Origin of the sequence: Glutamicibacter sp. V16R2B1 (genome assembly GCF_005774635.1) — a bacterium.
Classification (GTDB): Bacteria; Actinomycetota; Actinomycetes; order Actinomycetales; family Micrococcaceae; genus Glutamicibacter; species Glutamicibacter creatinolyticus.
Map to the genome: position 1 here is coordinate 34,023 of NZ_VATX01000014.1, position 12,168 is coordinate 46,190.

Genomic DNA, 12,168 nt, shown 5'->3' on the forward strand with positions numbered 1-12,168 from the left:
AACAACTGCGCTGATTCACGGTAAGGAGTGCCGCCCTTGACCAAGGGAAAGAATTCGTCGAGTAACGTCTTCGACATCAACGATGCGTCTTCCCCACTAGCGAGTCAATTGGCCAGCGAACATCGTCGACGCGAAGCGCTATCGGAGAAGGTGGTACCTATGCCCGAGAAGACTCGATACTTCACGATTTCCAATCAGAAGGGCGGCGTAGGCAAGACGACCACTACGGTCAATCTCGCCGCTGCCCTGGCCAAGAGCGGGCTTAATGTGCTGGTGATCGATATTGATCCACAGGGCAACGCATCGACGGCTCTAGGGATCGAGCATCATTCCGAAGTCGACAGCATTTACGACGTTCTGATCAACGATCTTCCGTTGAATGAAGTCGTGGCGACCTGCCCGGATCTGCCGTCGCTTCAAGTTGCTCCTGCAACAATTCACTTGGCCGGCGCAGAAATAGAACTTGTCTCGGTTGTCGCCAGAGAGCAGCGACTACAGAAGGCCTTGGACGCCTACGCACGATGGCGCCAACGCGAGGGCCTTCCTCGACTGGACTATGTGTTTATCGACTGTCCGCCCAGCTTGGGCCTGCTGACAGTCAATGCTTTTGTAGCCGCGCGAGAGGTCCTAATCCCGATCCAGTGTGAGTACTACGCTTTGGAAGGTCTAAGCCAGCTATTGAAGAACATCGAGATGATTCAGACGCATCTCAATTCGAAGCTTTCGGTGTCGACAATCCTGCTGACCATGTACGACGGACGAACCAACCTCGCCGCCCAAGTGGCCACCGAGGTCCGGGAGCACTTCCCGGAGCAAGTTCTGAAGGCTGTTATTCCAAGAAGCGTGCGAATCTCTGAGGCTCCAAGCTACCAGCAGACCGTCATTACTTACGATCCAAATTCCACAGGCGCTCTGTCGTATCTGGAAGCAGCGGTGGAAATTGCGGAACGGGGCGAACCTAAATAAAGGGGCTCCGCCGCCGATGTGCATCACAAGAACAACCTCTATCAGTTGATTCTGGAATGCCCATCGTAGGGCGACCTGCAGGTTCTAAGGCATGACCGCTAGCTCACCGGCAGAGGTAGGTTGTAGGAAGTTTCTAAGCGTTTTGATGCACATTCAGCATTAGACTAGGTATGGGTTGAGTGTCTTGATGAAAGGGCGGGCCATCAATGGCTGAGAAAAAACGGGGATTGGGACGGGGTCTTGGTGCGTTGATCTCCAGTTCCCCGGCCGTTGCGGCTGAGGAAAACGACTCTGTTTCACGTGAAACAACCACGCACGAAACTATTGTTGCCGGCAATACTAAGTCTAAATCCGGACGTCCCGTAGATATGTTCTTTGAGCCCGGGCGAAAGACCAACACGGGCGACGCCGGAGTACCAGGTACTAAAAAGCCGATCAAACGTGGTCGTGCAACGATGCCGGATCTAACCTCAAGCGTGAAGCCGAGGTCGTCTTCGGAGGATGCGTCGAAGCCGTCGAAACCAGAGCCTCAGCTTAGTGAGCCTACTATTGAGGCGGATTCAGAGCAACTGGTAGAAGTTCCGGGCGCACGGTTTGCGGAAGTTGACGTTAAGGACATCCATCCGAACCGCAAGCAACCGCGATCTAATTTTGACGAAGAGCAGATGGATGAGCTGATACATTCCATTCGCGAGATTGGTCTCCTTCAGCCAATTGTCATTAGGCCTTCACGCGAAGATGGACGTGAACCCTACGAGCTTGTCATGGGTGAACGCCGTTGGCGCGCTACCCAAGCGGCGGGACTGAACAAGATCCCGGCGATCATTCGAGATACTCAGGATACGGACTTACTTCGGGATGCTCTGCTTGAAAATCTCCACCGGTCTGAGCTGAATCCCTTGGAAGAAGCAGCTGCCTACCAACAGCTTCTCCAGGAATTCGATTGCACTCAAGAGGTTCTTTCGTCACGCATCGGTCGTTCTCGCTCACAAATCTCGAATACGATCCGCCTTATGAAGTTGCCTCCACTCGTCCAGCGTCGTGTAGCAGCCGGAGTACTGTCAGCGGGGCATGCTCGCGCTCTTCTGGGACTGTCCAATAGTGAGGCAATTGAGCAGCTGGCACAACGGGTGATTAATGAAGGTCTTTCCGTACGCGCCACCGAAGAAGCCGTGGCGCTTAGCGATGACAAGCCGACCTCCAAGCGGCCTTCCAAGCCCCGTGAAACCGCCAGGAATGAAAGACTTGATTTCATAGCTTCATCACTGGCGGACCGCCTTGATACTAACGTAAAGATTGCCTTAGGCGCCCGAAAGGGAAAGGTCAGTATCGAATTCGCCTCCGTGGAAGACTTGAATCGCATCATGACAGTACTTGCACCGGAGATCAAGGACTAATAGGACAAACAAAGGACGGGTGGTTTCACGTGAAACCACCCGCCCTTTGTCGTCTGCAGGGGAGTAAGGCTGTATAGGCGGGGCACCTTTCTGGCTTACCCGACCAATACGCACCGACGTCGTATTCGCCATAAGCTTCTAATGCGCCGGAGATGAACGCGGAGTGTTCCTGTCCTTGAGAGCCTAAATATAGTGAGCATCTCGCTCCACGAAACGAGGAGCGTAAACGTGTTGATCCACAAGTTCTCAAACTGAGAGGTAGCAGCATGACAGAATGAGCGTGAAGAATTTCAAAGAATAGCGCTGATCGCCGCTCTACTGCTGACTAGAGAGAAGGTAGGTCGCTCCGGAACAACTATCGTACTCACGAACTGGTTTAACGGTGCGTTGATTTCTGTTTCACGTGAAACTTTGTCCATTGCTACCCGACATCCAAAGCCGGTTCTACCTATCCCAAAAGCAGTGAACAGTGTCAAGTCATGGAGGTGGGTTGTGGATGAAGCATCTTCATCCTTTCAACTTCACGATTATAGAGTCCTTCCGATATCCGCGTTCTTCGACTCTTGGAATCGCTGGCGTTTGGCGGGTTCCCGGTAATGCAGGAGTAGATAAGCCAGGGAACTGACGTTACTACGTGTTTCGTTTAGTGATGTGTACCCTTAGCAGTCCGGCGCCTAGTTGGGCACCAGGAATTGAGACCTCAGCAAACATCGCTAGTACATCTTCCGTTGCCCGAGTGCGAAGCGTACTTCTCAGCGGTTAATCTACAAGCATGGGGAATTTCCATCAACCGGTGCACTATAACGCAGGAGAACTCAGCCTAGCCAGTTTCCAATCTTGGACAACCCGCTGTGCCGCTGCATATTTTCTCTGGCTGTTCCCCGAGTACGAGCCGGCGCTATCGGTAGCAAGAACTTATGGATACGTGGGAGATACCCACTAGCCACTTGAACGCGCGACCGTAGCACTTCTTGCTGTCTACGCTGCCAGTGCCGACGAGGTCTGTACGCGCGAGGGAGTGAACCTTTGATAACGACGCTGATATCGATGGCGGGCCACCTCTCTCCATGTTCTGAAGCCCCTACAGGTGTACGGTTCGCGCTACTCTCGAGTCCTCTGGCTTCCGGAAGATCCTACAGTGACTGCCCACCGCGAATAGCGTAGGCAACGGTGGGAAGTTTGCTCCTTATGGACTTCAGTTTCCCTATAAGGCTCGTAGCCGAAATTCGATTTGTTTGCTGATGAAGATCGCCTACACAACCGAGGAGTGGACGGCTCCGCGCTCCAGCGGAAGATTGTAATTTTCGACTGTTTCACGTGAAACGGAGAGTGGAACTCCCAGCTTGCGGTAGATAGGAGAATAAGCGGAGTCGGATAGAACCTGCGGCCTATATTCATGCAGTCAAATCTGCGTCCTGCGGCGATCCTGCAGTTATTCGGGCTACTTCTGCAAGGATGCTTGCCTCGGCAGCAAACGCCCTACTTATTGCGGTTCCGCTGTCGACCGGCTCGGGCATCTTCCGGGCCCACCGACCGGCCGTCTTTCCAGGCGCATAAGATACATCCCTGACCATTGTTCCACGTGCAGCGTCTCCGTAAACGAAGTGTAGATACGATGGAGGAGCTTCAGCCGTCGGATCCTCGAAGTCCTCTGTTCGTTTCTGAGACTTCAGATCTACTCGGGCACACCCTCACCCCTGAGGAGAGCTATACGGCCCTCAGCAAGGCTCCTGTAGCCGCTGATCGCAGGGTGTTGCAGCCCAATGCTGAGCTCAATCTTCGGAGCAGGCCAAGGAGCACCTACGGAAGGGCTCATTGGCAACTCGGCAAGTCGCGAGGGGTTATGTTTCTAATTATTCGAAGGTGAGGGGCCGGATCCTAGGTTGTGGTTGCACTAGAAGCATTTGCTGCGTCCTCTGGCTGCCCGCGAGGCAATGATGTCGCAAGGGGCTTGTAGTGGATAGTGACGCGCCGGAGTACGTCTAAGGACAATGAGTTTCGCGACGCCGTTGTCTCCTCTTGAAGGCCGACGGGAACCGGATCATGGGTTACTGATGTAGGGGCACTCTAAGCCCCCTACAGAGCGTCTAAGGCCACTGACTCCAACGCCGGAAGTTCGATTCAACGTCAAGTTTTGGGCTCGCAAACCTGGCCTGTACCTAGAGAAGCCGTTCGTGTGGAAAATAGAGGGGGTGCAGCGAAGAGGGCACACGAGGTTTTGGTACTACAGCTCTAAGTTCAAACCTTGCACAAACAGTAAATCGCAAAGTTTCACGTGAAACGGTTGGCGATCCATTCTGGCGGCATAGCTAATATCGCCTAACTGCTATGAGCTTTGAGCTGTCTCAGAGCTGGACGCCTGAATACACCTTAGGCAATTCCCTTCGAGAGACACCAACGCCAGGGGTGACTCTAACTTTCTCGTGTTGTTCGCTTTGCCGGGTTCAGCGAGTAAAGCGTCCGGGCAGCTGTGCGTGTTGCGGACGAAGCACTGGCAACACAGAAAGTGCAGGCATTTCCTAAAGTAGGGGAGTAGGGACCGGTGGGCGTTGAAGTAGTCATTGCCCAATTCGCGACACTACTGCGGGATGCTTGTGGGTAGAAACATTGAAAAACCGGGATGAGACTAGTCGCAGATCGGTATCGAAGGTATTCGAAATTCAGGGATAGACCTTGTCTTCGGGGACAGCTGGGTCATGAAGACCGGCAACTTTCCCGGTCGGTGATTTTGCTCCTCCACTTGGAACAGAGAAAACATTAGCGACGTTGGGTCCGCTATCGAAAACACGCTAATTTTGTGACATACCTGGGTTTTCAGGACCGGTGGAACTCCACGGAAGACCGGCGCGTGGCAAGGTTCAGAGAATGTAAAACCTGAATAATCGAACTTTTCGAACACGCGCGCAGGATGCTCTCACAACATTGCACGCAATCGCAGAAGTGGCTGCGACTCTGAGTGTCTTCTCTTGAGATAGAGCAACCAAAAGGCTCGAAAGAGTGTAGCCGCAGTAAGGCGAGCCCGTGTCACTGGAAACGACTTTCCAGTCTTTGGCCCCGCACCTTTTTTGTCACCGGAACCACCATTGTCCTACCTGATGATCCTGCGTATTACGCATTACGTGTTTCCCCGCGGTTCTATTGGCTCCAGATGGCCGGTACCACATGTCCGTTAGCAAACGAACGGAGCATTGAGCCCGCTGCGACTATAGCTTGTGGGTAGGTGTACCCGTGTTGCAGCTGGCCACAACAACGGTTGAACGCACCTCGCGGATTAATGCCGTCTATTACAGTACGAGTGTCCAAGAACTCCGGCCGCGATTGCGATGAGGATGATGGGGGAACGGGAAGCGCTCTAGCCCGGGGCTACGTTTAGAAGGCTGCTTTCCGGAAGCTTGATGATCGCGGGATCATCCCTCTTGACCCCACTACGCAGACTCATTGAAATCGCACCGTGTGCGGTGGAACAGCAAAATTGCACGAAACGCTAAATTCTGGCGACAGCATAGTGGTCATTGAGTAGGAGTACCCAGTAGCCATCAAGTGATGCACCAGCTCTGATAGCTATTTCCATCATGGCCCATGGACGTCACTCGTATTGTACGGTGGCGGGAGACGTCATTGCTAGATTTGGGAAGAAGCACGCGGCGCGCAGAAAGCGAAGGAAAGACAGCAATCATTCTTCACAGTGCCATCAGCCGAAAGCGGCCTGCATGTCGGGCATGATCCTTCGGGATTATCAGTCGAGGACTGGTAACAGAAAAAACAAAATAATATACTTGATTTCAAGCTTCGATTCTTCCAGAGCCTTTGATCCGCTAATCGTCCGATGACAGGGGTTATTCTCCGGTAGAAAAGGACCACTAAGGGTGGCGGATCACTGATCCGCCACCCTTAGTGGTCGATACTTCGTTCTTCACTACCTAGAGGTAGGCAGCGAATTCCTTCTCGAGAACAGGCTTCGGCTTGGCGCCAATCGACGTAGCGACGTGTTCACCGTCCTTGAAAACGTAGACAGCAGGAATACTGGTGATTCCGTACTTTGCTGCGATGCCCTGGTTTTCGTCGACGTTGATCTTGACGACGTCTACCTTGTCGGCGTGCTCGACGGCAATCTGATCAAGAATGGGGCTCAGCTGTCGGCAGGGGCCACACCATTCTGCCCAGAAATCAACGATTACCGGCTTACTTGCTTCCAGCACGTCCGCCTGGAAGCTTGCTTCGGTGACATCCTTTGCGTTGCTCATGAGAGACAACCACCTTTCTGTAGAGCTTAATTCGTCGCCTGTACGGGGGTTTTTAGATCCGCCAGGAAGTGTTCAACGTCGATTGCGGCTGCGCATCCAGAACCTGCGGCGGTGATCGCTTGCCGGTACCGAGCGTCGATGACATCGCCGGCGGCAAATACGCCCTTCAACGAGGTTTGAGAAGTGCGTCCGTCAACAGCGATAGTGCCCTCTGCAGTCAGCTCGAGCTGATTCTTTACCAGCTCGGTGCGTGGATCGTTGCCGATAGCGACGAAAACGCCCGTGACGGGCAGAGTCTTCTCTTCACCGGTGCTACGGTTCTTTACGCGTAGTCCGGCGACCTTTTCAGCACCCTCGATCCCGACAACCTCAGAGTCCCAAACGAACTCGATCTTCTCGTGGGCCATGGCGCGGTCTGCCATAATTTTCGAGGCCCGTAGTTCGTTTCTCCGGTGCACCACGTACACCTTCGAGGCAAACTTGGTCAGGAAGAGTGCTTCTTCCATGGCCGAATCTCCGCCGCCAACAACTGCAATTTGCTGATCACGGAAGAAGAACCCATCACAGGTTGCACACCAGGAGACACCCTTGCCGGACAGACGCTTCTCATCTTCCAGGCCAAGCTCGCGGTACGCTGACCCGGTCGAAACAATAACGGAGTGCGCGGTGAAGACGGTGCCGTCGTTGACGGTGACCTTCTTGATGTCTCCGGTGAGATCCAGATGCGTCACGTCATCGAAGAGTACTTCAGCGCCAAAGCGCTCGGCTTGCTGCTGCAGATTGTCCATAAGGTCGGGTCCCATGATGCCCTGTGGGAAACCAGGAAAGTTTTCCACGTCGGTGGTGTTCATCAGTTCTCCACCAGCGGTTACGGAACCGGCAATGACCAGTGGATTCAGGTTCGCGCGCGCAGTGTAAATTGCTGACGTGTAGCCCGCTGGACCGGAACCGACGATGATGACATCGCGGATTTCATCATTCTGTGTTGAAGCCACGGGGGAGGGACCCTTTCATTTCATGTAAATGCGAAGTGCATAGTGCGGTTAGACCTCACTATGCACCTCAACGTTTGATAACGGTGAAAAATTCCGTCAGTGTTACTTGGCCGAGAACTCACCAATCTGCAGCCCAAAGGGACGAGATGCATTCGCGCCAGAAGCGCGACGCGGCAGTTCAGTAACGTTCAAGAAGACGTATTGGCCCGTGGCTTGCTCTTCATTCACTGGAACAGTCAGCGACGGGCCCGTGAATGAGCCGTTGGCCACGGAGTTTGCTTCGCCCAGGTCTTCGCTGTCACCAATCAGAATCTGGTAGCTGCCTCCAGAGGCGTTGAGGCCGTCAAGCTGAACTTCGCTGATCTTCGACTCATCTTCCAGCTCGAGGATAAACACCATGTTGGAGGCAAAACCGCCGAAGTTCGCGGTGGTATACGAGTAGGTGTTGTAAACACTGGCAGGATTACCGTCGATCATCTTGGACAGAGTGTCATCGGTTTCAGCGTTCAGCTTCTGGTTCCCTGGCACCAGCCGGGAAACATCAGCAATTTCCGGGGCAGGCAACGGGGACTCGGTGTCCGAAGGGGACTCCTCATTCGGCTCGGCGGGCTGCTCCTGAGTTTCGTTCGGCGGCGTCTGAGCTACGGGCTCATCGCCTCCACCACGGCCGAGGAAGTTAAACGCGAAAACTACCCCAATGACGAGTACAGCGATCAGCACGGCGCCCACCAACAGGCGAGCTCCCTTACTGCTGTTTTCGTTGTTCTCTTCCGGATTTTCGTAATCTGCGTTGGAGGCAGGAACGTTCTTGGCTGCGGCGGGGAAGGTTTTGGCCTTCGAGCCGTTGCCGGATGCGGCTGCTGCGGCAGCAGCAACCCCGCCGGCATCGGCGGCCCCCGCAGCCCCACTGGCCTTTTGAGAGCCAGTTGGCTTATCCCCGCGGGGTTCTTTCTTAGGAGACTCGGATGCTGCAGCTGCCGCTGACGTCGCCCCTGCGGCAGCAGGCTTCTTTTTGTCCTTGGAAGACTTTGGTTCCTTGCCCTTGGAAAGCTCGGCCGAAGACAACGCCGCCGTGGCGGTGACATTCGGCTCGTCGTCCTCAAGACGGGTGACTTTTGCCCTGTCGGCAGGCTTAGCGCCCCCTTCCGAGCCCTTAATCGGCGCAACCGGTGTGGTGCTTGGAGAAGACGTCTCCTGCGGAGCCGTCTTCGGGTCGACATCATCGCCCTCTGCAGAAGGCAGTGATTGCTCATCACCTTCAGCGGACGCATTCTTGCGTCCGAACCTGTTCTTCAGACCGCTGAATCCACTGCTGAGAGCGTTTCCGATACGGCCCTGCTCTTCCGGCTCCTCCTCATAGCGGAGGTGCTCGTAGTAGGCGTCGTCGTCCTCGTAGGTCTGCGGTACTGCCTGACGAGATTCACCGAAGATTTCGGTGCCCAGAGTATCTGTGAAAAACGGCTCGACATAAGGAGCGTCGCGCTCAACCACCAAGTCGAGCAAGTCCGCCGAATTGGCCAGGTTGGCTACGAGATAAGTTTGATTGGCGTCCGTAACGCCAAGATCGAGGACCTGGACCGCAGCGGAACGCTCGTCCATCGCGATTTCGCGCGCGCTGCTGGCCAACTGTGAGGAATTGTCCGTCGACGCAACCAGAATACTGACGGATCTGTTCAGCACCTGGTCAATGCCTTCGAGGACAAGGTCTCCTTCGGCGGAGGTCAAGACAAATTCGGTGACCTGGTAGCGACCGCCGAGGACGGACCCGACATCGATGGACTGCGACACGTGCATCTCCAAGGGTTGGTTGAGCATTCAGGCGGATTCCCCGCCATCCCTCATGTTACCTGCGATACGACGGGATATGTGGGTGATTTGGCTAGAGTCACGTGGCCGTCGAAGACGCTGTTTTTCTGTAGATTCCGTGCCGGCGTTCTCCGGGGCGATTCACCTGTGAACCCTGTTGGCTAACCACCGGTGACATAGCGGGTCAGCACCTCGCGCGCGAGGTCGGCAATGCGCCGCTCGTTGGGAAAAGACAGCCTCTTGCCCAATGCGTTCAGGGGAACCCAATCGACGTCCACGGCTTCATGGTCCGGATCGTTTTCGATGGTCAACTCGCCACCTGTGGCCTCGAGCAGGAAGTGGTGCACCGTTTTGTGGACCCGGTAGTTGGTGACGGTAAACCAGTAGTCCACGGATCCCAGGGGCGCGAGAATCCGACCGGCAATTCCGGTCTCTTCCTCGATCTCCCGGATCGCGGCTTCCTCATTGGTCTCTTCGCCCTCCGGGTGGCCCTTGGGAAGACACCACTCGAGCCGCCCGCCTCGGTTGTACCGGGCGATGATTGCTACGGGGAAGGAGGAATCATCGAAATCGATCACGATACCGCCGGAGGAAACCTCCTCGACGGTGGGCAGCTGTTGGTGCCCTCCAGCCGCGTGCGCATGCGCCATTGACGCTGTCAATGGCGTGCGCTTAGGTGCGGACGGGATCGGACGGTTCATGAAACCACTGTATCGACAAAACGCCTAACATTCCGTTAACAACGTGACGCGGAGAGTTTTGTCGCAGTGAATACCACCGAGTACGTGCACACGGGGCCGGGAAATCTGGCACCCTTAAAGGACTATGTACGAACTTCCTTCCCACGCAGTGCTGCGCCAGATTCTTCCCGCGGTCATTTTCGAGTTGGCTGACCGCTTCGTCGCAGCTGGATTCGAGCTGTCGCTGGTCGGTGGACCGGTCCGTGATCTCTACCTTGGACGCGTCTCACCTGACCTGGATTTCACGACCAACGCGCTGCCGGATCAGACCCTGAGCGTCATTGAGGGTTGGGCGGACGCAACGTGGGATGTGGGCCGTGACTTCGGAACCATCGCGCTGCGTAAGGGCAGGGACACCATTGAAGTCACGACTTACCGCGCGGATGCCTATGACAAGGATTCTCGCAAGCCCGTCGTGGCCTTTGGCGATAATCTGCGAGACGATCTGTACCGACGCGATTTCACCATGAATGCCATGGCACTGCGTTTGCCGCAGCTGGAACTCATCGATCCCTTTGACGGAGTCGCCTCCCTGAATGAGGGGCTGATTCGTACGCCGGGATCTCCGGAAGTCTCTTTTTCCGATGATCCACTGCGGATGATGCGGGCTGCGCGCTTCACCTCGCAGCTGCGAATGAACGTTGCACCGGAGGTTCGCAAGGCCATGCGGCACATGGCTGACCGGCTCGAGATCATTTCGGCTGAGCGAATCCGCGATGAGCTGGTCAAACTCATCAATGGCGCGGACCCGCGATCGGGTATCGATTTGCTGGTGCAAACCGGCCTGGCCGACATCATGCTGCCCGAGGTGCCTGCGTTACGTCTGGAGATCGACGAGCACCACCGGCACAAGGATGTCTACCAGCATTCACTGACCGTGCTGGAGCAGGCGATTGATCACGAGACCGATGCCGACGGAGCGGTTCCGAAACCAGATTTTGTGCTGCGCTTCGCTGCCCTGATGCACGACATCGGCAAGCCGGCGACACGGAAATTCGAGAGCAACGGCTCGGTCAGTTTCCGTCACCATGACGTGGTGGGCTCCAAGTTGGTCAAGCAGCGGATGCGTGCCCTGCGTTTCGACAAGGAAACGATCAAGGCCGTTGCCCGTCTGGTTGAACTGCATATGCGTTTCTACGGTTATGGGGAAGCCGGCTGGACAGATTCCGCGGTACGTAGGTACGTGACAGATGCAGGTCCCCAGCTCGAGCGTCTGCACCGCCTGACCCGCTCGGACGTTACGACGCGCAACCGCCGCAAGGCCGATCGCCTGTCGTTCGCCTACGACGACCTGGAAACCCGGATCCAGCAGATTGCTGAGCAGGAGGAGCTGAATTCCATTCGGCCCGACCTTGACGGCGAGCAGATCATGAAGCTACTGGGGATCTCTCCGGGACCCGTAGTGGGACGTGCGTATAAGTTCCTGTTGAACATGCGCCTTGACGAAGGCCCCTTGGGGGAGGACAAGGCCGGAGAACGCCTCCTGCAGTGGTGGGCCGAGCAGCCCGAGTCGCGGGACTAAGCCGCGCACATTGCGGGTTTGCCGCCCTCCTGCGCGCTGCCGTGTGGTGATTGCAGGACGGCGGCTGTTTGTGCTTTCCGTGACGGTAGGACTTGCCCGAAGACTTTCCGGATGACTGCCGTTGCTATGTATTGGTAGCTGCAGCTGCAGCTGCCTTCTGCTTCTGGGACAGCAGTCTTCACACGTCCGGCGGCACCACGTGGCCCGTGAAGCCGAAGAATCTTTAAAGTATTTTCCCTTGTGGCTGGATATTCCGCGCAGAGTTCAGTTATGCTGGGTATCGTGATTGGGAAGTCTCAATGAGACTAACGAGATCGAAGAGACAATAAACGTTGCAGTCTCGCACCTGAGGTGCGATCGACTCGAGCAGACCTAAGGAGGTGGGAAACATGAATATGATCCAGATTTCTTGGACTAATGGCGGCGGATTTGCCGGCTTTTACGCCCGCGTGCGGCGAGTTTCCCCAGCCTCCGGACAGATGACGATCTAGTTCTCTC

At 55.5% G+C, this 12,168-nt stretch carries 7 protein-coding genes; 3 read left to right on the plus strand and 4 right to left on the minus strand.

Features of this window, described 5'->3' with window-relative positions; genetic code table 11:
* Positions 1-36: 36 nt before the first annotated feature.
* Together FDN03_RS09840 and FDN03_RS09845 are read left to right on the plus strand one after the other, a co-directional pair.
* Positions 37-966, plus strand: coding sequence for a ParA family protein (locus tag FDN03_RS09840; RefSeq protein WP_138176455.1), 930 nt, complete (start codon positions 37-39; stop codon positions 964-966).
* A 206-nt stretch (positions 967-1,172) separates the two neighbouring features.
* On the plus strand, positions 1,173-2,363 hold the full coding sequence (locus FDN03_RS09845; protein ID WP_138176457.1) for a ParB/RepB/Spo0J family partition protein: 1,191 nt from the start codon (positions 1,173-1,175) through the stop codon (positions 2,361-2,363).
* Between the two features lie 3,920 nt (positions 2,364-6,283).
* Here the strand turns inward: FDN03_RS09845 and trxA are convergent.
* The 4 genes from trxA to FDN03_RS09865 all read right to left on the minus strand — a co-directional run bounded on the left by trxA (position 6,284) and on the right by FDN03_RS09865 (position 10,109).
* Positions 6,284-6,607, minus strand: a complete 324-nt coding sequence (gene trxA, locus FDN03_RS09850) for a thioredoxin (RefSeq protein ID WP_138176459.1) — start codon at positions 6,605-6,607, stop codon at positions 6,284-6,286.
* 26 nt (positions 6,608-6,633) lie between these two features.
* Positions 6,634-7,602 carry a thioredoxin-disulfide reductase gene (gene trxB / locus FDN03_RS09855; protein ID WP_054820498.1) on the minus strand — a complete coding sequence of 323 codons (969 nt, stop codon included), beginning with the start codon at positions 7,600-7,602 and terminating at the stop codon, positions 6,634-6,636.
* Between the two features lie 102 nt (positions 7,603-7,704).
* Positions 7,705-9,417, minus strand: coding sequence for a hypothetical protein (locus FDN03_RS09860; protein ID WP_138176461.1), 1,713 nt, complete (start codon positions 9,415-9,417; stop codon positions 7,705-7,707).
* A gap of 152 nt (positions 9,418-9,569) precedes the next feature.
* Positions 9,570-10,109 (minus strand): NUDIX hydrolase, encoded by a 540-nt coding sequence (locus tag FDN03_RS09865; protein WP_138176463.1) that lies wholly within the window; start codon positions 10,107-10,109, stop codon positions 9,570-9,572.
* A 124-nt stretch (positions 10,110-10,233) separates the two neighbouring features.
* Between FDN03_RS09865 and FDN03_RS09870 the strand changes: the two genes are divergently transcribed.
* On the plus strand, positions 10,234-11,670 hold the full coding sequence (locus FDN03_RS09870) for a CCA tRNA nucleotidyltransferase (RefSeq protein WP_138176465.1): 1,437 nt from the start codon (positions 10,234-10,236) through the stop codon (positions 11,668-11,670).
* The last annotated feature ends 498 nt before the right edge of the window (positions 11,671-12,168 follow it).

What these genes read in the sequence shown, in the direction of transcription:
- FDN03_RS09845 (WP_138176457.1), top strand. Translation starts at nt 1,173, where the DNA reads ATGGCTGAGAAAAAACGGGGATTGGGACGGGGTCTTGGTGCGTTGATC.
- FDN03_RS09870 (WP_138176465.1), top strand. Translation starts at nt 10,234, where the DNA reads ATGTACGAACTTCCTTCCCACGCAGTGCTGCGCCAGATTCTTCCCGCG.
- FDN03_RS09865 (WP_138176463.1), bottom strand. Translation starts at nt 10,109, where the DNA reads ATGAACCGTCCGATCCCGTCCGCACCTAAGCGCACGCCATTGACAGCG.
- trxA (WP_138176459.1), bottom strand. Translation starts at nt 6,607, where the DNA reads ATGAGCAACGCAAAGGATGTCACCGAAGCAAGCTTCCAGGCGGACGTG.
- FDN03_RS09860 (WP_138176461.1), bottom strand. Translation starts at nt 9,417, where the DNA reads ATGCTCAACCAACCCTTGGAGATGCACGTGTCGCAGTCCATCGATGTC.